Source organism: Cryobacterium sp. AP27 (assembly GCF_056680495.1).
Genome location: NZ_CM155285.1, coordinates 3,072,931 through 3,093,853, shown reverse-complemented (window position 1 = coordinate 3,093,853; position 20,923 = coordinate 3,072,931). Strand labels below are relative to the sequence as shown.

Here is a 20,923-nt window from a genome sequence, read left to right as displayed (position 1 = left end):
CACAACGATCATTATTTTACCGGGTCTGCGGCCGGCCGGTTGCTATCCGCCGCTGGCGCCCGTCACGACAACCGTCGCGGCCGGCGAGGCGTCCGACTCGACCTGGCCGCAGAAATAGGTGTACGAGACCTTGAACTGGGCAGCGCCGGTGGCCGGACCGGACATGACCTTGATGCTCGTGGCGTCGGCCGCGGTCGGATTCGCTCCGGTCACGGTCGCGCCACCGTCGACGATGACTCGGTAGCCGGACAACGTTTGGCCGCTCGGGCAGCTTTGGGCGGCCCAGGAGACGGTCACCTCGGTGGCGGGCGCCACAGGGTTGGGCGAGGCCGTCGGGGGGCTTGAGGGTGTCGTGGGGGTCGCCGCGGCCGCGTAGACCTTCACGAGAATCTCGGTTCCGGGCAGTACGGAACCGGTGGGGTTGACCGAGTACACGGTTCCCACGACCTGCTCCGGTGAGGTGGACGCGTTGCCGTCCTGCACATTGGCGACCAGCTCCATGCCGTCCAACTTCTGTCGGGCCTCGTCGCTCGTGAGTCCCTCGAAGTCGGCAAGATTCACGTTGACCCGGGTAGTCGTGGGTGTTTCGCTGGGCGTTGGTGTTGTCGTGGGAGTAGACGACGGCGTGGTCGGCGGTGTGGGTGTCTCCGACGTCGACGTCGGCGTCGGAGCCGGGGTGTTGTCCTGGGTCACAAGCGCGTACACGGCGCCGGCCAGGACGAGCGCGAGAACCACGATCAGGGCGATCAGAGACCATGACCAGGGGTTCTTCTTCTTCGGATCCGGGGCCGGCGCGACGGCACCGGCGCGGGTGCCCGGCGTTGCCGAAGGAAGCATTGTTGTGGCCTGGTCGTTGCCGCCGGGCATGAGCATCGTGGCGGCGGTCAGTGTTGCCTCGCCGAGCACTCCGGGCACGGCCACGGCTGCGGCGGCAACGTCTCCGCGACGCAGTGCGGAGGCCGCCCGAGCCAGGTGAGCGGCGGAAGCCGGACGCTCGGCCGGGTTCTTCGACAGGCACGCGAAAACGAGGTTGCGGATCGGCTCCGAAACCGTGGCCGGAAGATCCGGCGCGGTTTCATTGATCTGCGCCATGGCGATGGCGACCTGCGACTCACCGGTGAACGGGCGCCGACCGGCGAGCGATTCGTAGGCGACGATGCCGATCGAGTAGATGTCGGTCGTGGGGGAGGCGGGGTGACCGCTCGCCTGTTCGGGCGAGAGGTATTGCACCGTGCCCATCACCTGGCCGGTCGCCGTGAGGGGAACCTGATCGGCGATTCGGGCAATCCCGAAGTCGGTGATTTTGACGCGGCCCTCGGGCGTGATCAGCAGGTTTCCCGGCTTGATGTCGCGGTGAACGAGGCCGGCCGCGTGTGCTGCGTGCAGCGCGAGGGACGTTTGCGCCACGAAGTCGAGCACCTTGTCGGCAGGGAGCACGTGCTCTCGCTCGAGGATGGTGGACAGGGCCTCACCGGGGACGAGCTCCATGACGAGGAAGGCGCTGCCGTCTTCCTCGCCATAGTCAAAGACGTTCGCGATTCCTTCGTGATTGACGAGTGCGGCATGCCGTGCCTCGGCGCGGAAGCGCTCCAGAAACCCGGGGTCGCCGAGATACTCGTCTTTCAGAATCTTGATGGCGACCGTTCGACCGATCACCAGGTCGGTCGACTTCCAAACCTCGCCCATACCGCCGATGGCGATGCGCGACTGCAGCTCGTACCGACCACCGAAGGTGAGCCCTGCTGTGGGTCTCATTTGTTAAGCACCGCCCCTAGAACCTTTTGTGCGACCGGTGCGGCAAGAAGGTTGCCGAACCCTGTTTGACCCATGCCGCCACCGTCTTCAATCAACACGGTGATGGCGTGTGTCGCGTCGTTCGCGGGGGCAAACCCGGTGAACCACAGTGTGTACGGCTCTGTCGAACCGTTCTCCGCAGTGCCCGTTTTACCCGCCACTTTGACCCCGTCTATTCTTGCATTGCTCGCGGCGCCATCCTGGACGTTATTGACCATCATTGCGGTGAGGCTGGCCGCCGTCTCGGTGCTCATCACGCGTCTGAGGACCTCCGGTTCAAAGCTTTGCAGGGGACTGAGGTCCGGAGCCAGGATTTCTTCCACGAGATTGGGTTTCATGGCAACACCACCATTGGCGATGGCGGCCGAGACGACCGCCATTTGCAGCGGAGTGGCGCGCACGTCGGTCTGCCCGAAGGAGGACAGGGCGGTCTGGGCATCGTCAAGCGTCTGAGGGTAGTTGCTCTTCGAGGACTGGAGTGGCGTTGTGAACGTTGCGTTGAAACCGAACTTCTCTGCGGTTTCGCGGAGCGCCTCGTCGCCGAGCTGTAGGCCGAGCTCGGCCATCGGTATGTTGCAGGAGAGCCGGAGGGCATTGGCGATCGTGACGGTCTCACCTTCCCCACACGTGCCGCCACCGGAGTTGGTCACGACGGCACTCGACCCGGGCAGCTGGAACGTCCCCGGGTTGGGGAACGTGCTCTCCCCGGTGAATTTGCCCGACTCAAGAGCGGCCGTCACGACGACGAGCTTGAAGACCGACCCGGGAGGGTTCAGGCTCTTGATGGCCCGGTTGATCAGCGGGTCGCCCGCGTCGTCGAGCAGCGCCTGATAGGTATTGGTGACATCGGTGTTGTTGTGCACGCTGAGCAGGTTGGGGTCGAAGCTCGGCTTGGACACCATCGCCAGAATCCGGCCCGTATCCGGTTCCAGCACGACCACGGAGCCTGTTTTGTCGCCCAGGGCATCCCATGCGGCTTGCTGCGTGAGGGGGTCGATTGTGGTCTCGACGGCCGCACCCTTCGGGTCGTCTCCGGTAATGAGGGAGCTGACCTTATCGAAGAACTGGGCGTTCGACGTTCCGGTGAGTTCACCGTTGAGGGCATGCTCGAGGCCGGTCGGGGCGCCGTTGATGGGAATGAATCCCGTAATGGGCGCGTAGAGAGGTCCGTTGCTGTACGTACGCAAGAACTTGAAGTCGTCGTCGACGGGCATGGACTGCGCGATGGGCTCACCGTCGACAAGGATGGCGCCGCGTTCCACGGAATAGCTGTCGAGGAGCGTTCGGGTATTTCGGGCGTCCGCCGACAGATTGTCGGCCTGAAAGGCCTGGACAATCGAGGTCGAGGAGAGCAGGGCGACGAACATCAGCATCACCACAACGCTTACCCGCTTGAGTTCGCGATTCATTAGACCACCAGCCTGGGTTGGTTGCGCACCGTGTCAGACAGACGCAGCAGGAGCGCTGCGATGATCCAGTTGGCGACGAGGGAGGATCCGCCTGCCGCCAGGAACGGCGTTGTGAGGCCGGTGAGCGGGATGACGCGCGTGACCCCGCCGATCACAATGAAGCACTGCAGGGCAACCACGAAAGACAGGCCGACGGCGAGGAGCTTTCCGAAGTCGTCCTGACCGGCGAAGCCGATTCGGAACCCGCGGGCTACGAAAAGCAGGTACAGGGCCAGGATGGCGAAAATCCCCGCAAGGCCGAGCTCTTCGCCAAGACTGGCGATGATGTAGTCGCTCTGCGGAACGGGGGTGATATCCGGGCGGCCCTGGCCGAGGCCGGTGCCGAGCAAGCCGCCCTTGGCGAGGCCGAACAGGCCCTGCACCAACTGGAAGCTGCCGCCCGGCGCGTTGTACACATCCGGGTTCATGGCGTCGAGCCAGTTCGTGAAACGACCGTTGACGTAGGTCAGGGTCTGGCTGGCGAGGATGGCACCGCCGAGGAAGAGGGCCATGCCGAGCAGGACCCAGCTGAGACGGCCGGTGGCCAGGTAGAGCATCACCAGGAACAGGCCGAAATAGAGCAGTGCGGTTCCGAGGTCACGCTGGAAAATGATGACGGACATGGACAGCGCCCACACCACGAGGATGGGGCCGAGATCGCGCAGCCGGGGGAAGTGCATGCCCATGAAGCGCTTGCCGACCATGGAGAGGCTGTCCCGGTTGCGCACGAGGTAGCCGGCAAAGAAGACGGCGAGGGCGATTTTGGCGATTTCGCCGGGTTGGAACGTGGCGAATTGGCCAACGCCGATCCAGACCCGCGCGCCGCTCACTTCGCGTCCGAGACCGGGTACGAGGGGCAGAAGCAGCAGGATCACCGCGACGAAACCGGCTATATACGTGTAACGGAATAAGATCCGGTGGTTGCGAATGACGAGGATGACAGCAATCGCGCAGGCAATGGCGAGCCCGCTCCAGGCCGTCTGCCGCACGGCCGCGCTACTCCAGCCCTCGGCGCCGTCGGCGATGTCGATGCGGTAGATCATCGCGATACCGATGCCGTTAAGCAGCGTGGCGATCGGCAGAATGAACGGGTCGGCGTCGCGAGCCACGAAGCGCATCACAACGTGCAGTCCGAGCACCAGGATGCTCAGGCTCGCGCCGAGAAGTACGAGCGTGGTGTCTATATGGCCGAGCGCGCCCAGCTGCACGAGCACGACGGCGCCGGCGTTGATGCCGCATGCGATGACGATGAGGAAGAGCTCGAGATTGCGCAATTTCTGCGGCAGGTGAAGCCGCCGCACCTTGTCGGCTTTCGACGAGGTACGCTGCGGAGCCGCCGCGCTGCTACTGGGTGGCATTATATAACCGTTCGACTATGCGTTCTGCTTCCGCAATGGATGAGACACTGATGGTCTTCTCAACCTGCTGTCGGTCATAGACGCGCAGGATGGACAGTTCAAGGTCGGTGTCTTTGTACACGCTGGACAGTTTGATCGGACCGAGATCCTGCTGGATTCCCTGATAAATGGCTACTGTGCTGCCCTCGACACCAACGAAGTAGCGCGTCTGGGTCCACTGGTAGCCCAGCACGGCGGTGCTGGCGATGGCGAGCACGAGCAGGAGCACCGCGACCAGCCAGGTGACCTTGCGGCGTCGTGCGCGGCGGGCGTCTTCTTCAATGAGCTCTGACAGGTAGTCCTGCGAGTCCGGTTCGAAGTGTGTCTCGCGCACGGGGTGCAGGCGCAGGGCCGGAATGCGCAAGGGACGCTGCCGCGCCACTTCTTCGCCGAAGGCGAGGGGCGCGGCGGCAGAGCCCACGACGGTGGGCGTGTCGTCGCGCTCCGCGGCATCGCCGACATCGACAATGACGACCGTCACGTTGTCTGGCGCCCCGCCGTCGAGACTTTCCTTCACGAGGCGGTCGGCGACATCCGCTGCGCTCAACCCGCTCGTGAGGGCCGTGGCCATGGCCGAATGTGACACCACGCCGGTGAGTCCGTCGCTGCACAGCAGCCAGCGGTCGCCCGGAAGCGTCGCGAGGATCGACGTGTCAATTTCAGGGGAGGAGTCGACGTCGCCAAGCACGCGCATCAGCACGGACCGGCGGGGATGCACCATGGCCTCTTGTTCGGTGATGCGACCGCTGTCGACGAGTCGCTGCACGAACGTGTGGTCTATGGTGATCTGTGAGAGCTCGCCGTCACGCAGCAGGTAAATGCGCGAGTCGCCGATGTGGGCGATCGCGACCTCATCGTTGAGCACGAAGAGGGCGCTGACCGTGGTGCCCATTCCCGTAAGCTCGGCGTGCTCGAACACGGCCTCGGCAAGCTGGGCGTTGGCTCCAATGAGGGCGGCCTGCAGTGCGAACTCGGCGTCAGCGGCCGACGCGTAGTCCGTGTCGGCCGCGATGATGCGTTTCACGGCGATCGACGACGCGACGTCGCCGCCGGCGTGGCCGCCCATGCCGTCGGCGACCACAAACAGATTGCGCCCGGCATAGCCGGAGTCCTGATTGTTGGAGCGTACCCGGCCAACGTCGGACGCGGCTGCGCTATGGATAACTGTTGCCATGGAAGCTACCGCCGAAGCTCGAAGCTGGTTGCGCCGATTTTGACGGTGGTACCGAGCTCAACGGGTGTGGGCACCGTGACGCGGGTGCCGGCCAGGAATGTGCCGTTGGTGGAATCGAGGTCCTGGATCATCCACTCGTCGTTCCAGAGCATCAGGCGGGCGTGGTGAGTGGACGTGTAGTCGTCGCGGATGACGAGGCTCGAGTCGCTCGACCGACCGATGGTGATCGGGTCGGTTCCGAGGGGGAACTCGGTGCCTGCCTTCGGACCCGAGGTGATCACCAGACGCCCGGTGTTGTGCGCGGTGGCCCTGCCTGTGGCAGCGGGGGTGACGGGCGCCTTCGGCCGCGAGAGCTGCTCGGTGGGCGCGGCAGCGGCCGCAGCGGAGGGAACAGCCGCGGCGACCGGCGTCTGGAACGCGGGCGGTGTGGTGGGCGCGGCCGCGGCATCCGCACTCAGCTTGCGCACGCGCTGGCCGAAGAGGTCGCTGCGAAGCGCATAGACGATGCCGAAGATGAACAGCCACAGCAAGAGCAGAAAGCCGATGCGCAGCACGAACAGGGTCAGTTCACTGACGCTCATTTTGAGGGCCCCCAGAATCCGCCCATGTCCTGGCGTTCGTTTGTGTCTCCGGTGGATTTGCCTTGCGCAACCACTCGGAAGACGATGCGTGTGCGACCGATCGTGACGACCGAGTCCGGTTCCAGGATCGCCTTCGTGACCGGGGAACCATTGAGCTGCGAGCCGTTGGTGCTGCCGAGGTCTGTGACCTGTGCCCGGGCACCGTCCCAGGTTATTTCGACGTGGCGTCGCGAGGTGCCGGAGTCGTCGACGGTGATGTCGGCATCGCTGCCGCGGCCGATAACCGTGCGCGACTTGATCAGCGGGTAGCGTTTGCCGGAGATGTCCAGGACCGGGGTCCACGCGACGTCGCCCTTGAATGTACGTGAATCGATCTGAACCATGCCCTCGCTGAGGCTGCGGTCGTCGGAGAGGGTGATCGACACCCCTCCGGTGAACTGATACCGCTGTTCGGTTGCGTGCTTCTTGACCAGCTGTGTGAGTTCGTCAATCAGTGTGTCGCCGAGGGCGGTCATGCGAGCGTAGTCTGCGCGAGACATCCGCACGGTGAAGCGATTGGGCGCGAGGATGCGATCACGGGCAACGACCGCTGCTTTCGTGTCCAGCTCGCGACGCAGCGCCGAGGTGATCTCGACGGGCTGCAGTCCCGACTTGAAGGTCTTGGCGAAGGCGCCGTTTACGGCGCGCTCAAGACCTTTCTCAAAGTTATCCAGAATGCCCACAGGTCTCCCGATCCGGTCCGATTGGCTATGAGCATGTTACTTGTCTCGGGCGTGACCCGCCTGAAGGGCGCAGGGGGCACGAAACGTCATTCTACCCGCGTGACTTCCGGGGCCGTTAATTGGCGTCTTTCGAGGCGGCGCGCCGAGCCGGCGGGCTCGAATGGCGCCGGACCCCAATTCAGTGTTAGCATCTGTAAGTTCGCGCGAGTGGCGGAATTGGTAGACGCGCTGGCTTCAGGTGCCAGTGCCCGAAAGGGTGTGGGGGTTCAAGTCCCCCCTCGCGCACAATGGGTTTGATGTAAAATCCACGCGAATAGGAAAGGCCCCCGAGAAATCGGGGGCCTTTCGTTTTTAACATCCCCTGTCGTGGACCTGTGCTGTGGTGGAGCCTGTCGAGGTGCCCGCATAGAGTCGAATGCAGCATTCGTGTGTGGCCGTTCGCCACGCAGCAGCTCTACCGGAAGGCCCCGCCATGATCACCACTCTGCCCAAGGTTGAGCTGCACCTGCACATTGAGGGAACCCTCGAGCCGGAGCTCATCATGCAGCTGGCCGAGCGCAACGGCATCCGCTTGCCGTATATCGACGTCGAGGACCTGCGCCGTCGGTACGAGTTCACCGACCTGCAGTCCTTCCTCAACTTGTACTACGCCAATCTTGCTGTGCTGGTGACCGAGCAGGACTTCACCGACCTCACGCGCGCCTACCTGCGGCGCGCGCAGGCGGCCGGCGTTCGGCACGCGGAGATCTTCATGGACCCTCAGGCGCACACCTCGCGCGGTATCGCCCTTGCGACGTGCGTCAATGGAGTGTCACGCGCGCTGGCCGAGAGCGTGGCCGAATTCGGAATCTCCACTTCTCTGATCGTGGCGTTCCTGCGCGACCGACCGGCGGTTGAGGCCCTTGCCGTGCTCACCGAGCTGATCGCGCTGAAGGCGCCGATCATCGGGGTCGGCCTCGACTCGGCCGAGGTGGGATACCCGCCGATTGATTTCGTCAAGGTATTCGCGCTGGCACGGGCGCACGGACTCCAGTGCGTGGCGCACGCGGGCGAAGAGGGCCCGCCCGAGTACGTGTGGCAGGCCCTGGAGCTGTTGAAGGTATCGCGGGTCGACCACGGCATTCGCAGCCTCGAGGACGACGCGCTCGTGGACCATCTCGTTGAGAACAAGATACCCCTGACGGTCTGCCCGTTCTCCAACGTGCGCCTGCGCGTGGTCGATCGTCTGGAAGATCACCCGTTGCCGGCGATGCTGGCCCGTGGCCTGCTCGTGAACATCAACTCCGACGACCCGGCCTACTTCGGCGGCTACCTCGACGACAACTTCCGCGGGCTGCAGCAGACCTTCGGGCTGGATGCGCCCGCCATGGCCCTCCTGTCGACGAACGCCGTGCATGCGGCGTTCCTCACGGATGCTCAGCGCGCGCCGCTTCTCGACGAGATCTCGGTCTGGCTCGCGGCGCAGGGCTAAAGCTCGGCCGAGCGGGCTCGACCGCGGGTTTCCTCGCCTTCCATGGGGGAGGGACGGGCGCTGGTCCCTCCCCCGTTGTGTGTGGCCGCGAGTTGTTCAGGGGTGGGTGAGGTTTCGTCAGGATTGTCGGTGGGTGGTGGCAGCATGAGGGTATGGAAAGCCTCCGGGAAGCCGTCGATGGTCTCGATGAGCAGTTGCGTGCGGCCGCCGCGGCGGTCGCGGCGTACGGCTCTTCGAGTGCGGATTTCGCGGGGTTGTCCGACGAGCGGGTGTTGGAGGCGCGGGGGCCGATCGCTGACCTTCGCCGGCTGAGCGACACGTACTCGGCGTTTCTGTCCGGCACGATCAGCGCCCGGTCGAGACGCGAGTTCGGTGGCAACGGCCTGTCGGCGCGGCAAGGGTTCGTCACGCCGGAGGCGATGGTGCAGCACGCCACCGGCACCACGCGGGGTGACGCGGCCAAGCTCGTCGCCGCCGGAACCCTGATGGCCGACACCGCCACGGCCGAGAACGCCGCGCACGAGGCCGGGCGGCACCCGGACGCGCACCTGCCGGTCGTCCCGGTTCCGTGGCAGGCGCCCCTCGTGCACGCGGTCACCGCCGGCGTCCTGTCGGTCGATGCCGCGGATGCCGTCCGTCGCGGCCTCGGAGACACCGACGCGTCCGTCACGGCCGAGAAGCTCGCCACGGCCCTCACCCGGGTTTTGACGGAGGCGCCGAGCCTGACGACGGATCAACTGTTCAAGCGGGCCCGTCGGCTGCGCGACGAACTCGACGAGGCCGGCATCGCCGCCCACGAGAAGCAGGCTCGGGACGACACGAGATTCACGGTGTTCCGCCGCGCCGACGGCATGGTCGCCGTCAACGCGCTGCTGGCGCCGGAGCAGGGCGAATGGTGGATGTCCACCTTCGACTGCGTGACCAGCCCCCGGCGCGGCGGGGTGCGGTTCGTCGACCCGGAGAAGGCGGCGTGGGCCGCCCGGATCCGCACCGACCCGCGCACCCTGCACCAGATCGCCGCCGACGCGTTCACCGACCTGCTGCACCAGGCCGCCGAGGTCGACCCGGGCCGGGTGTTCGGCGGACGCCGCCCCGCCGTGCGGGTGATCGTGACGCAGAAGGCGCTCACCGAGCAGACCGGACACGCCCTCCTCGAAGGCAACCCCGCCCCGGTGTCCTGGCAAACCGTGCAACGCGAACTCTGCGACGCCGGCTGGGTCGACGTGACCGTCGACACCACCGGACGAGCCCTCGACGTCGGACGCACCCACCGATTCTTCACCCCGAAGCAACGCATCGCCCTCGGGGTGCGTGACGGCGGCTGCCTCTGGCCCGGCTGCGACCAACCCCCCTCATTCACCGAGGTGCATCACCTGAACGAATGGACCACCGACCACGGTGACACCGACATCGACCTCGGCTGCCTGCTCTGCCGACGCGACCACCTCCGCCTGCACAACGACGGCTGGCGCATCCGGCACGACAACGGCCGCTACTGGCTCAGACCACCACCCAGCATCGACCCACAACAGGCCCTCATCCCCCTGCCCAGCAAGAACCCGCTCATGCTCGCCCTCCACCACACCAACAACACCGCCTAGCCCGAAACGCGTCGCCCGAGCAGCCGAGAGGGGCTACAGGCCGACACTGCCCTGCATGATCCCGCCGTCGATGAACACCGTCGTGGCCGTCATATAGCCCGACTTGCCCGAGGCGAGGAAGACGACCATCTCGGCGACCTGGGATCGCTCGGCCATGCGGCCGAGCGGAATGGCGGCGTCGAGCTTCTGGAGCTTGTCCGCGTCGTTCATGGTATCGGTGTTGATGGGCGTCGCGACGGCGCCGGGAGCGACATTGACCACACGGATGCCGTGCTGCCCGAGTTCCACTCCGGCGGTGCGCGTGAGCATCCGGGTTCCGCCCTTGGAGACGCAATAGGCCACGATCGAATGCGTCGACGGCGGTAGCGATGAGTCGGCGCAGGTCGTCGACTTTGCTGACGTCGGCGTCGATACCCACGGCGCGGCCGCCGGCAGCCTCGATCCTGGCGATGATGCTGGTGGTCTCCTCGGCGTTCGTGATGTAGTCGATGACGATGTTCGCGCCCTCCGCGGCTGCAGCCAGCACGATCGCCTCACCGATACCGCTGTTCCCTCCCGTAACGATGACGGTCTTTCCCTTGAGCAGCATGCGTTCACCCTTGTGCCGAGGACGGCAAGAGAAGGAGAAGGAGAAGCCGAAGCTGTCGCACAGCCAGAACTCCGCGGCCCGTACCGGCTACGACGGCGTGTGCGGGCGGGGGCGGAAGTCGCGTGGCCAGTCCGCTGTGCGGATGCGCCGGATCTGCTTGATCTCGCCCATGGTGCCCCACTCGTCGAGGCCCAGCCGGGACAGCGGATCCAGCAGGTCGATGCGGGGGTGGTCGCCGTTGAGCACTCGGGTATTGACGGCCGCATGGGTCACCAGCCCGAAGACAAGTGTGCAATCGCCCATGCGGATCGTATCGTGCAGCCGGCATTCCAGAACCGAGGGGGATTCCTGCACCCGCGGGCTCGAGACGGTGAGGCTCGGCTCGCGGGTGAGACCCGCCTGATCGAACTCGCTCACGTCGGCGTCGAACGCGGTTGCGGTGGCGTTGATCTCCTCGAAGAGGCTGACCGGGCTGAAATTGACGACGAAATCGCCGGTGGCCTGAATATTGCGCAGCGTATCCTTCTCGCCTACCGAGGTGAACTGAATGATCGGCGGAGTCACCGAAGCCACGGTGAAGAAGGAATGCGGTGCAAGGTTGTGTACCCCGGTGACCGAGGTGCTCGAGACCCACGCGATGGGTCGTGGAACGACCACAGACGTCAACAGGCGGTAGAAGTCGCGCGGGGGCAGCTCGGCAGGGTCAAAGTGTGTGCGCACGGTGCTCAGGCTAGCGGCCTATGGGGGCGGCGTGACGGTCCCTAGTCCGTATCGGAGTCCCGGCCGACGGCGTCCACGGCCGCCGTCGCCTGGTCCACGAGCGCACCGACCTTGCTCTGCGCCGCGGCCGCCGCATCCTTCGCGCTCTGCTCCGTCTGCGAGATCACCTTCTGCAAGGTGGGGTCGGTCCAGGCCTCTTGTGCCTTCTCGGACAGAGCCGTGACAGCGCGTCGACCGCGCTTGGACGCGAGCACCAGGCCGGCGGCGACGCCGACCAGAAGGATCATTCTGAATTTCATGGGTGGACCTCCGGATCGTACTGAGTCGGGACCCTGCTAACGTACGGTCGTCGTCGAATCCGCTCAAGGGATTGACAAGCAGAACATAATCTAGAGGGACGCACCCCGTCACCGCACAGAATTCGGAGCCGAATTGACCCACGCGTACGAATTGCACGTCGATCTTCTGGCGCAATGCTTCTGTTGTCGGTCGCGGCAACCGTTCAACTTCACGTCGGCGAGCGACCAGGTGGTGTGCTCATTCTGTACCCGTCACGTGGGCTCCGACAAGGCGGAGCGCCGGGACGAAGACCATGTGCGACTCTGGGTCGACCTGTTCAGCGACGAGCAGTCGATGCACCGCGCCTACGTGGCGACCACCCAGCAGGGCCTCGCCGAGCGGGATGCGAGTATCGCTGACCTGTCCGCTCAGATCACCGAGCTTGCCCACCTCGTGGCCGAACAGTTTGACGACACCCCGAGCGACGGCGTGCGCGGGCTGCTACAGAACGACCTGGTCAAACGAGCGGAGCGGAAGACCGAGCTGGCCTCGCGCCAGATCGACTGGGCCATGGCGGTGATTTGGCGATTGGCCGTGTTGCACCACGACGACACCGACAAGCCGCTGTACTGCGTATGCGGGCGGCGCACCGTGAGCTGCGCGGAGGCGAAGGCCATCGACCCCGTGCGCACGGCGGTCGCCGACTGGGAGAAAAAGAACGAGCGCTTGCTGGGCGCGGGCAAGCGGCACGGCCTTCCCGATGACCACCCTGCCGTGATCACCGGCCGACGAGCCTAGCCCAGCGGCTGTGTGCTGAGTCGGGCGCGGCCCACGAGGAAGGCGAGGGGAATCGCGAACACGGAGATGACCGCGCCGTATACAAACGCCGCGTGAACGCCGGCCGCGGTGGACGTGGCCGCGGATGCGCCGTCGGCTATCAGGTCCGCGGATGACGCCGACAGGACGGCGATAAACAGCGCGGTTCCGATCGCGCCCGCGAGCTGCTGCACGGTTCCGACCACCGCGCTGCCGTGCGAGTACAGTTCAGGCGGGAGGGACCCGAGGCTCGCGGTGAACAGTGGCGTGAAGATGAGGGCAAGTCCGGCGCTGAGCGTGATGTGCGCCGCCATCAGCAGGGCGGGGGCGGTGAATGCTCCCATGAGCGTCATGGACCAGAGGGCGCCACTGACCAGGATTGATCCGGGAACCAGGAGTACCGTCGGGCCGAATCGGTCGTAGATCCGACCCACGAACGGCGCGAGAACTCCCATGGTGATTCCGCCGGGAAGAAGAAGCAGGCCGGTCGACAGGGCATCGAGGCCGAGAACGTTCTACATATAGATCGGCAGCAGGATCAGGGTGCCGAACAAGGCAATCATGCTCAGACCCAGCATGACAATAGCGATCGTGAACGTGGCCGAGCGGAAGGTGCGCAGGTCGAGCAGTGCGCGATCCGAACGTTGCAGGCTGACCTGGCGAAGCACGAAGGCGAGGAGGGCCAGCACACCGACGATCAGCGAGATGACGCCGATATTGACACCCGATTCGCCCGTGGAACGCAGGTTGCTGAGTCCGTAGATCAGCCCGCCGAACCCGAAGGCCGACAAGATGATGGACGGGGCGTCGATCGGTATCGTGCGCGGCGTTGTCACGTTCTGGATCCGGGCGGCACCGAGCAACAGCGCACCCAGGGCAATGGGGAGAACCAGAATGAACATCCACCGCCAGTCGAGCACGCTCAGGATGATGCCCGAGATGGTGGGGCCGATGGCCGGGGCGACCGAAATGACAATGGAAATGTTTCCCATCGTCTTGCCGCGCGAGGCGGGTGCGACGAGCGTCATGACGGTGGTCATCAGCAAGGGCAGCATGATCGCCGTGCCACTGGCTTGCACCACGCGGCCCACGAGCAGCACCTCAAAACCGGGGGCGATGGCCGCAATCAGGGTGCCGAGGCTGAAGAGCGACATGGCCGCGATGAAAACCGGCCGGGTGTTGAAGCGCTGCAGCAGGAAACCGGTGATCGGGATGACCACGGCCATGGTGAGCATGAATGCTGTCGTCAACCACTGGGCCGCGGACGCCGTGATGCCCAGGTCCGTCATGAGATGCGGGAGGGCGACGCCCATGATCGTCTCGTTCAGGATCACGACGAATGCCGAGGTCAGCAAGATTCCGATGACGAGGCGGTTGCGCCTTGAGTCATCGACGATCGGGGCCGCGTCGGCGGTCGCGGTCGGCTGGGAAAGAGTGCGTTCGGTCATTCAGGGTCCTGTCAATGGTGCGACGGCGATCGCGGTGGAGACGGCGCGCAGCACCGTCGCGTGCGCACGTCTATGCCAGCGTCGTGCGGGGTGTGCTTTATTCCTGCTGGGAGTGACTTAGCTGACCGAGATGGAGCGGAACTCAACCGGTGGGCCGGCGTCGTAGTTCTTGCAGAGCCAGAAGTATCGACCCCGGTAGGAGGTGTCCGGGCTGTCGAGAGCCCAGCCGGCGCCGTCGACTCGCCACACGCGGATGCCGGCGGCCGCCACGGTGACCTGCAGGCGCAGCCATTCCCCGGGTTGGACCGGTGCCGTTCGCAGGACGCCCAGGGAGACCCCTGACTCGGTCCGGGCCGGCCGGCTGAACAGCTCGACACGACCGTTCGCCTGCACCGTCACGTGGTACCCGGGCGTGTCGCCCGGCGTGCCCACGCGGTAGGGGCGGTCATCGGGCGTACCGAACGCTATCCCGGCGTCGTCGGAGGCGCCGGGAGGAAGGTCGGTCGGCCAGCGCATCTCCCACGTCAGGGTGTACGTATCGGCCGGTACCGGGCACAAGGAGCCCATCAGATAGCTTTGCGCCCCATGGGCGGAGAGCGCGATGGACGCCGTCTCCGCCGTGATCACCGGTTGCAGCTGTGTGTGCGCGGCCCACGGGAGGTCGCCCGGTGCGCGCAAGCCCGACGCAAAGGCATCCGTGGTGGCCGAGGGAACCGTCGTCGAGACGTACGGCACGTTGGAACACATCATGCCGGTCACCCCCAGGCTCACCATGCGGTCTCGGGTGGAACGGTAATGAATGGGCCAGGCGATCACCGGTTTGCCGAGCGCTACGACCTGCGCGATTTCGTCGTCGGTGGCCGAATGCTCGACGCCGAGGTAGTCGTGCTGCGCGCCGAGCTCCTCCGCCCGCGCGTAAAGGTTCTTGGTGAAGTACCCCCACGTCTTGTACCCGGCCGAGATTATGGCCGCGGGAGGCGCAAATTCCACGGACTGCTTCCAGACGAAATGCGAGGTCGCCTCGGGAAAGGTCTCCATCAGCCCGATCAGCTGGGGCTGGTGGGTGCCCTGCTTGTCCTCCACGAAGACGATGCGTCTTCGGGCGACAGCGTTGAGCACGTCCTCGAGCCGGGGGATGGGTTGCAGCGCGGTAGCGGGTCCAAGCCAATCCCGTGCGTCGTTGCGCAGGTTCGACAGGGTGCTCCAGGGGGTCTCGGCAATCACGAGTTGTTCACCGGTCATGCGCGTCGTCGTGGCGTCGTGGTGACAGAGCAGAACGCCGTCGGAGCTTGCGCCGACCGACACCTCCACGCCCCGCGCCCCGAACGCGATCGAGCGGGTGTAGGCATCGAATGTGTGCTCCACCCAGTTGTCGCCGGATCCGCGGTGGGCGATGAAGACCGGGGAGGTCGTCGCAAAAAGCACATCGATGGGGTTGGGTACGACGGATGCCGTCGGTGTCGGCGACGCGCTCGGCGTGCGGGGCGTGGGCCGGCACGCCGTGAGCACGACCGCCGACGCCCCCAGCCAGAGAAAATGCCGCCGATTCAGGGACACGGCGGAACCTCACTCTCCACGGCACCGTCTGGGGGCGCCGAGCCGGAACCTACTCCCTGGACGGCGTGCATGTCGAGTCCACCAGCGTGGCGCGGCGGCTCAGCCGAGGCTGAGCGCAAGGTAGGGGGCGGTGCGACTCGTGGGGTGGGTGGCCACGACCTGCGGGGTGCCTTCGGCCACGATGTTCCCGCCCTTGTCGCCGCCGGCCGGTCCGATGTCGATCACCCAGTCCGCGGCGCCCACCACATCCATATCGTGCTCCACCACGATCACGGTGTTTCCGGCGTCGACCAGGCGGTTTAGTTGACGGAGCAGCAGAACGACGTCGGCCGGGTGCAGCCCGGTCGTTGGTTCGTCGAGCACGTAGAGTGTGTGCCCGCGGCGCGCGCGCTGCAGCTCGGTGGCGAGCTTGATGCGCTGCGCCTCTCCGCCGGAGAGCTCGGTGGCCGGCTGCCCGAGACGCAGGTAGCCGAGTCCTACTTCTCGCAGCGTGTCGAGGCTGCGCCGCGCGACGGGTACGTCCGCGAGAAACTCGGCGGCAGCGTCGACCGTGAGCCCGAGCACCTCGGCGACGTTCTTGCCGTGGTAGCTCACCTCCAGCGTTTCGGGGTTGTACCGCGACCCGCCGCAATCCGGGCAGGGTGCGTAACTGCCGGGCAGGAACAGCAGGCCGACAGCCACGAAGCCCTCACCGAGACAGGTGGCGCACCGCCCGCCAGTCACGTTGAACGAGAACCGGCCGGCGCCGTACTTGCGTGCGCGTGCCTCGGGGGTTGCGGCGAATGTGGATCGCACCGCATCGAAGAGACCGGTATACGTGGCGAGATTGGACCGAGGTGTGCGTCCGATCGCCTTCTGGTCGACTCGCACGATTCGGTCGATGGCATCGGCGCCGGCCATCGCGCGCACGCTAGTCGTCGACTCGGTGTCGGTGTCATCGGGAGCATCATCGTCGTCGGCGGCTCCGGCCGCGGCCGTTGACGTGCGCACGTCTTGTTCGGGATGCAGGTGCCGGCCCACGGCCTCGGCGAGCACCTGGCTCACGAGCGTGGATTTGCCCGACCCGGAGACGCCGGTGACGGCCGTGAGCACTCCAAGGGGGAAGCGGGCGTCGAGGTTCTGCAGATTGTGACGGGTGATGCCCTCCAGCGCGAGCCAGCCGAGTGGATGCCGCGATGCGCCAGCGGCGACCGGGGTGCGCTGTGGCGTGAAGAGGAACTCTCGGGTGATCGACTCGGGAATGGTCGCGAGGCCATCCGTCGGCCCGCTGTAGAGAACGCGTCCGCCGTTATCGCCAGCGTGCGGTCCCACGTCCACGACCCAGTCCGCTCGGCGCACGACGTCCATGTTGTGCTCCACGACGAACACAGAGTTGCCCGTGGACTTGAGCTCTTCCAGAACGGCGAGCAGTGGCTCGGCGTCCGCCGGGTGCAGTCCGGCGGACGGTTCGTCGAGCACGTAGATCACCCCGAAGAGCCCGGCACGCAGCTGGGTGGCGATACGCAGACGCTGCATTTCACCGGGGGAGAGGGTGGGGGTGGCGCGCCCCAGACTCAAATAGCCGAGGCCCAGTTCGAGTAACACGTCGAGTCGTCGGCCCAGGTCGGCGGTGATCGTGGTGGCCACCTCGGCGCGCGCGTCGGGCGCCCCGTCCGGGTGCGCGCGGAGGGCAGCGGCGAGCTCGGTCAGCGGAAGCGCGTTGAGTTCGGCGATGCTGCGGGAGTCGAAGGTGACGGCGAGTGCGGCCCGGGTGAGTCCGCTCCCACCGCATAGCGCGCAGGGCCCTGACTTCACATACCGCAGCGCACGGCCCCGTACCGAGGCGCTCTTGGAGTCGGCGAGGGTGTGCATGACGTAGCTCTGTGCGCTCCAGAATTTCCCCTTGTAGGGCCGCGGGCGTTCTCGCTCCGGCATGATGTCGACGACCGGCTGTTCCTCGGTGAACAGGATCCAGTCCCGGTCGGCGCGGGACATGTCGCGCCACCGGGTGTCGACGTCGTAGCCCAGGGCGCTGAGGATGTCGCGCAGGTTCTTGCCCTGCCAGGCCCCTGGCCACGCCGTCACGGCGCCTTCGCGAATAGTCAGGCCGGGATCGAGAACGAGAGAGTCTTCGGTTACCGTGTGCGCGGTGCCGAGTCCCTGGCACGCGGGGCACGCTCCCATCGCGGTGTTGGGGGAGAAGGAATCCGATTCGAGCCGGGCGGCGCCCTCTGGATACATGCCTGCGCGGGAATACAACATTCGCAGCGAGTTGGAAAGGGTGGTCACGGTGCCCACGCTCGAGCGGGAGCTCGGCGTTCCGCGGCGCTGCTGCAGGGCGACCGCGGGCGGCAGGCCGGTGATCTCGTCGACGTGCGGAGTGTGACCCTGCTGAATCAGCCGGCGCGCATATGGTGCGACCGATTCGAAGAACCGGCGCTGCGCCTCGGCGAAGATCGTGCCGAAGGCCAGCGATGACTTGCCGGAGCCCGAGACCCCGGTGAAGGCGACGATCGCGTCGCGCGGCACGTCGACGTCGACGCCGCGGAGGTTGTTCTCGCGCGCTCCGCGTACGCGCACGAAACCGTCTGCGCCGTGGGGATCGGTCGTGGAAGCGAATGCGGACGTTGAGTCTGGCTGCATCCGTGCAATGTTACGGGAGACGGACCGGCTGGGCACGCCGGCCCTGCCCCTTCTTTCTGCGTCATCCCGACGCCGACCGGATCGTGCCGTAATCTGGAGGAAAACCCTTGGGTGCGTCCCCGGGGAATCCGTCACGAAAGGCAGTTATGTGCCGGCTGCTCGCCTATGCATCTCCCGCTCCACGTACCACCCGCGAGGTGCTGGGCGGAAATCAAAGCGCCGTCTTCCAGGACATGACCGAGTTGCACAAAGACGGCTGGGGCAGTGCCTGGATTGTCGATGATTCCGCCGCCGACCGCGTGGTGAAGAAGGAACGCTCTGCGTTGACCGGCGAGGGCGACGAACGGTTGACGGAGGCACTGTCGGACCGGCTCTCCCGGGCCCAACTTGTGCACCTGCGGATGGCCACGGACGGCATGACCTGCCAGCCCGCGAACACGCATCCGTTTGTGCGCGACGGTTTCGCCTTCGCGCACAACGGTTCCCTCTCACCCTCGTCGGCAATGGATGAGCACATTGCCCCGGATCTGCTGGGGGCGCTCGAGGGAGACACTGACAGCGAGCGGTATCTGGCCGTGATTCGCAGCAAGATCGCCGACGGGCACGCTCCGTTCGATGCCGTGTGCCGCACCGTGCTCGAGTTGCGCCCGATCTATCCCGACCTGAGCATGAATGCGATCATTCTCACCTCCACAGAGCTGATTGCGGTGCACGCGAGCGAGAACGCCGATACGCCGCACGACCTGTTCGACGCGAGCGGCCTGCTCAACCTTCCTCAGGATCATCGCACCGCCTACTACCTGATGCGCCAGCGGCGGTTTGACGACGGCACAATCGTGTTCGCGTCGAGTGGGCTCGACATTGTCGGGTGGGAGCCGCTTCCGGCCGAGAGCGTCACGCGCGTGGACCTCGACACGCTGGAGACCACGACCCGCCTGCTCGATCTGGAACCCAGCGTTCTGACCCGACAACGCTCGTAGGCCGGGACGGCTAGGCCGTCGTGGAGAGGGGTGGCGCTTGCGGTGCCACGTCCTCTTCCTGAAGTTTGCGCAGGGCGACCTTCATGATTTTTCCGGTGGCGGTCCGCGGCAGGGCTTCGACGAAGTCGATGTAGTCGGGGACTTTGAAGCGCGCGATCATGTCGCGCGTGTGCGTCAGCAGGTCCATCTCGGTGACCGTGACGTCGGGCCGCAGCACGACGTACGCCTTGGGGCGTTCTCCCCACTTGGGGTGCGGAACACCAACGACGGCCACGTCGAGCACGGTTGGGTGGGACAAGATGGCGTTCTCCACCTCGATCGTGGAAATATTCTCACCGCCCGAAATGATGATGTCCTTGGCGCGGTCGCGCAACTCGATATAACCGTCGGGGTGCATCACGCCGAGGTCGCCCGTGTGGAACCAGCCGCCACGGAAGGCCTCCGCCGTGGCCTCCGCGTCCTTGTAGTACCCGGCCATCACGTTGTTGCCGCGCAACACGATCTCGCCCATGGTCTGCGCGTCGGCGGGAACGTCGACCATGTCCGCGTCGACGATACGCGCGGACTCGGCCTGCAGCATCCCGACGCCCTGGCGGGAGATCTTCTGTGCCCGCTCGTGCCTCGGAAGATCATCCCATTCGTGCTGGTATTCGCAGATCGTGTACGGCCCGTAGACCTCGGTCAGGCCGTACACGTGCACGACGTTGACGCCGAGGGCGTCGAGCGCTTCGATGACCGTGGGAGAGGGCGGCGCCCCGGCCGTCGTGATGCTGAGCGGCTGTGCCACCACGTGCGCCTGCGGTGCGTCGGCGATGATGCCGCACACCGTGAGGGCTCCGCACAGGTTGGTGACGCCGAGCGCATCGATCGCGCCCCAGACGGCCTCGGCCCGAACGGCACGCAGGCACACGTGGGTGGCGCCGGCGCCGGTCACCGCCCACGGAGTGCACCAGCCATTGCAGTGGAACATGGGCAGGGTCCACAGGTACACCGAGTCGCTCGTGAACTGGTTGTGGAAGATCTCGCCAAAGAGTTGAGGTACGCACCGCGGTGGGTGTACATCACACCCTTGGGCTTTCCGGTGGTCCCGGAGGTGTAGTTGATCGCGATCACGTCACGCTCGTCCTCCACCTCCCAGCGCAGCGGCCGGTCGTCGAAGCTGCCGGGAACGATGCGGTCCGCCTCGGCGAGGAACGACTCGAGGCTCTGCTGGCCGAAGGAGAGCCCGCTCTCCGCGAGACCGAACTCCGGGTCGCCGATTTCGACCACGTGCCTGAGCGCGGGGCTCGCGTCGTAGGCCGACCCGGCGGTGCCGACCAGTTCGGCGTCGAGGAACAGCAGGCTGGCCTCGGAGTGCGCGATCACATAGTCGATCTCCGGCTTGGCCAGGCGCGAGTTGAGGGCCACGAGCACGCCGCCGGCGAGGGGAACCGCGAAGTGGGCGATGAGCATTTCCGGAATATTCGGTGCCAGGAATATGACGCGATCGCCCGGTTCGATGAGAGCGCGGATGGCGCGGGCCATTCGCTGGGCCATCGCCGAGTACTCGGCGTACGTGTACGTGCGAGCACCGTACACAATTGCATTCTTATTCGGGAATACTTCTGCGCCACGTTGCAGGAACCGCATCGGGGTGAGCGGCGAATCGTTGGGGGAACCAGGCTGCGGGTCAATCACGAAGACTCCTTTGTCAGGGTGTACAAGATCGAATGAGTCGTGCAGGT

17 protein-coding genes, 1 tRNA gene and 2 pseudogenes are annotated in these 20,923 nt (G+C 65.9%); 5 read left to right on the top strand and 15 right to left on the bottom strand.

The features are described from left to right. Positions 1-42: 42 nt before the first annotated feature. The 6 genes from AC1MB9_RS14660 to AC1MB9_RS14635 are packed head-to-tail and all read right to left on the bottom strand — an operon-like array spanning position 43 to position 7,116. Complete coding sequence (locus AC1MB9_RS14660; RefSeq protein ID WP_479962662.1) at positions 43-1,755, bottom strand: protein kinase domain-containing protein; 1,713 nt, start codon at positions 1,753-1,755, stop codon at positions 43-45. Beyond that, positions 1,752-3,203, bottom strand: a complete 1,452-nt coding sequence (locus tag AC1MB9_RS14655; protein WP_479962661.1) for a peptidoglycan D,D-transpeptidase FtsI family protein — start codon at positions 3,201-3,203, stop codon at positions 1,752-1,754. Before AC1MB9_RS14655 ends, AC1MB9_RS14660 begins: the two co-directional genes overlap by 4 nt. Beyond that, entirely contained in the window at positions 3,203-4,600 is a 1,398-nt protein-coding gene (locus tag AC1MB9_RS14650; RefSeq protein WP_479962660.1) for an FtsW/RodA/SpoVE family cell cycle protein, read from the bottom strand. Before AC1MB9_RS14650 ends, AC1MB9_RS14655 begins: the two co-directional genes overlap by 1 nt. Then, the gene (locus AC1MB9_RS14645) at positions 4,587-5,813 is read right to left on the bottom strand and encodes a PP2C family protein-serine/threonine phosphatase (RefSeq protein ID WP_479962659.1); all 1,227 of its coding nucleotides are present in this window, start codon (positions 5,811-5,813) and stop codon (positions 4,587-4,589) included. Before AC1MB9_RS14645 ends, AC1MB9_RS14650 begins: the two co-directional genes overlap by 14 nt. A gap of 5 nt (positions 5,814-5,818) precedes the next feature. Then, a complete protein-coding gene (locus AC1MB9_RS14640) occupies positions 5,819-6,394 on the bottom strand; it encodes an FHA domain-containing protein FhaB/FipA (protein WP_479962658.1) in 576 nt (191 codons plus the stop codon). Further along, the gene (locus AC1MB9_RS14635; RefSeq protein ID WP_479962657.1) at positions 6,391-7,116 is read right to left on the bottom strand and encodes an FhaA domain-containing protein; all 726 of its coding nucleotides are present in this window, start codon (positions 7,114-7,116) and stop codon (positions 6,391-6,393) included. Before AC1MB9_RS14635 ends, AC1MB9_RS14640 begins: the two co-directional genes overlap by 4 nt. Before the next feature lie 201 nt (positions 7,117-7,317). Between AC1MB9_RS14635 and AC1MB9_RS14630 the strand changes: the two genes are divergently transcribed. From AC1MB9_RS14630 to AC1MB9_RS14620, 3 genes are all read left to right on the top strand, one after another. Next, positions 7,318-7,401 (top strand) — tRNA-Leu (locus AC1MB9_RS14630). Between the two features lie 187 nt (positions 7,402-7,588). Next, entirely contained in the window at positions 7,589-8,587 is a 999-nt protein-coding gene (locus AC1MB9_RS14625) for an adenosine deaminase (RefSeq protein WP_479962656.1), read from the top strand. A 152-nt stretch (positions 8,588-8,739) separates the two neighbouring features. Then, positions 8,740-10,188, top strand: coding sequence for an HNH endonuclease signature motif containing protein (locus AC1MB9_RS14620; protein ID WP_479962655.1), 1,449 nt, complete (start codon positions 8,740-8,742; stop codon positions 10,186-10,188). Positions 10,189-10,221: 33 nt separating this feature from the next. Here the strand turns inward: AC1MB9_RS14620 and AC1MB9_RS14615 are convergent, their stop codons facing one another. The 4 genes and pseudogenes from AC1MB9_RS14615 to AC1MB9_RS14600 form a co-directional block, all read right to left on the bottom strand. Continuing rightward, on the bottom strand, positions 10,222-10,530 hold the full coding sequence (locus AC1MB9_RS14615; protein ID WP_479962654.1) for an SDR family oxidoreductase: 309 nt from the start codon (positions 10,528-10,530) through the stop codon (positions 10,222-10,224). A gap of 12 nt (positions 10,531-10,542) precedes the next feature. Further along, positions 10,543-10,777: pseudogene (locus AC1MB9_RS14610) on the bottom strand (SDR family NAD(P)-dependent oxidoreductase); the annotation flags it as partial. Positions 10,778-10,864: 87 nt separating this feature from the next. Beyond that, positions 10,865-11,497 carry a flavin reductase family protein gene (locus AC1MB9_RS14605; protein ID WP_479962653.1) on the bottom strand — a complete coding sequence of 211 codons (633 nt, stop codon included), beginning with the start codon at positions 11,495-11,497 and terminating at the stop codon, positions 10,865-10,867. Positions 11,498-11,538: 41 nt separating this feature from the next. Continuing rightward, positions 11,539-11,796, bottom strand: coding sequence for a hypothetical protein (locus AC1MB9_RS14600; protein WP_479962652.1), 258 nt, complete (start codon positions 11,794-11,796; stop codon positions 11,539-11,541). A 133-nt stretch (positions 11,797-11,929) separates the two neighbouring features. Here AC1MB9_RS14600 and AC1MB9_RS14595 point away from each other — a divergent pair, with 133 nt between their 5' ends. Next, entirely contained in the window at positions 11,930-12,574 is a 645-nt protein-coding gene (locus AC1MB9_RS14595; RefSeq protein ID WP_479962651.1) for a hypothetical protein, read from the top strand. On the opposite strand, the pseudogene AC1MB9_RS14590 reads toward AC1MB9_RS14595, so the two are convergent. From AC1MB9_RS14590 to AC1MB9_RS14580, 3 genes and pseudogenes are all read right to left on the bottom strand, one after another. Beyond that, positions 12,571-14,040, bottom strand: a pseudogene (locus AC1MB9_RS14590) (MDR family MFS transporter). The gene AC1MB9_RS14595 and the pseudogene AC1MB9_RS14590 sit on opposite strands and share 4 nt — an antisense overlap. Before the next feature lie 117 nt (positions 14,041-14,157). After that, entirely contained in the window at positions 14,158-15,597 is a 1,440-nt protein-coding gene (locus tag AC1MB9_RS14585) for a glycerophosphodiester phosphodiesterase (protein WP_479962650.1), read from the bottom strand. Positions 15,598-15,696: 99 nt separating this feature from the next. Next, a complete protein-coding gene (locus AC1MB9_RS14580) occupies positions 15,697-18,219 on the bottom strand; it encodes an excinuclease ABC subunit UvrA (RefSeq protein WP_479962649.1) in 2,523 nt (840 codons plus the stop codon). A gap of 146 nt (positions 18,220-18,365) precedes the next feature. On the opposite strand from AC1MB9_RS14580, the gene AC1MB9_RS14575 reads away from it, so the two are divergent. Further along, a complete protein-coding gene (locus AC1MB9_RS14575; protein WP_479962648.1) occupies positions 18,366-19,199 on the top strand; it encodes a class II glutamine amidotransferase in 834 nt (277 codons plus the stop codon). Positions 19,200-19,209: 10 nt separating this feature from the next. Here AC1MB9_RS14575 and AC1MB9_RS14570 read toward each other — a convergent pair whose 3' ends face one another. Both AC1MB9_RS14570 and AC1MB9_RS14565 read right to left on the bottom strand, forming a co-directional pair. Continuing rightward, positions 19,210-20,169: an AMP-binding enzyme gene (locus AC1MB9_RS14570; RefSeq protein ID WP_479962647.1), complete on the bottom strand. Its 960-nt coding sequence runs from the start codon at positions 20,167-20,169 to the stop codon at positions 19,210-19,212. Further along, complete coding sequence (locus AC1MB9_RS14565; RefSeq protein WP_479962646.1) at positions 20,130-20,876, bottom strand: AMP-binding protein; 747 nt, start codon at positions 20,874-20,876, stop codon at positions 20,130-20,132. Before AC1MB9_RS14565 ends, AC1MB9_RS14570 begins: the two co-directional genes overlap by 40 nt. Between the last annotated feature and the right edge of the window lie 47 nt (positions 20,877-20,923).

Excerpts from the sequence above, each read along its gene's own strand:
- AC1MB9_RS14570 (WP_479962647.1), bottom strand. The coding sequence starts at position 20,169 with ATGTTCCACTGCAATGGCTGGTGCACTCCGTGGGCGGTGACCGGCGCC.
- AC1MB9_RS14620 (WP_479962655.1), top strand. The coding sequence starts at position 8,740 with ATGGAAAGCCTCCGGGAAGCCGTCGATGGTCTCGATGAGCAGTTGCGT.
- AC1MB9_RS14640 (WP_479962658.1), bottom strand. The coding sequence starts at position 6,394 with ATGAGCGTCAGTGAACTGACCCTGTTCGTGCTGCGCATCGGCTTTCTG.
- AC1MB9_RS14600 (WP_479962652.1), bottom strand. The coding sequence starts at position 11,796 with ATGAAATTCAGAATGATCCTTCTGGTCGGCGTCGCCGCCGGCCTGGTG.
- AC1MB9_RS14645 (WP_479962659.1), bottom strand. The coding sequence starts at position 5,813 with ATGGCAACAGTTATCCATAGCGCAGCCGCGTCCGACGTTGGCCGGGTA.
- AC1MB9_RS14580 (WP_479962649.1), bottom strand. The coding sequence starts at position 18,219 with ATGCAGCCAGACTCAACGTCCGCATTCGCTTCCACGACCGATCCCCAC.
- AC1MB9_RS14655 (WP_479962661.1), bottom strand. The coding sequence starts at position 3,203 with ATGAATCGCGAACTCAAGCGGGTAAGCGTTGTGGTGATGCTGATGTTC.
- AC1MB9_RS14575 (WP_479962648.1), top strand. The coding sequence starts at position 18,366 with ATGTGCCGGCTGCTCGCCTATGCATCTCCCGCTCCACGTACCACCCGC.
- AC1MB9_RS14625 (WP_479962656.1), top strand. The coding sequence starts at position 7,589 with ATGATCACCACTCTGCCCAAGGTTGAGCTGCACCTGCACATTGAGGGA.
- AC1MB9_RS14660 (WP_479962662.1), bottom strand. The coding sequence starts at position 1,755 with ATGAGACCCACAGCAGGGCTCACCTTCGGTGGTCGGTACGAGCTGCAG.
- AC1MB9_RS14650 (WP_479962660.1), bottom strand. The coding sequence starts at position 4,600 with ATGCCACCCAGTAGCAGCGCGGCGGCTCCGCAGCGTACCTCGTCGAAA.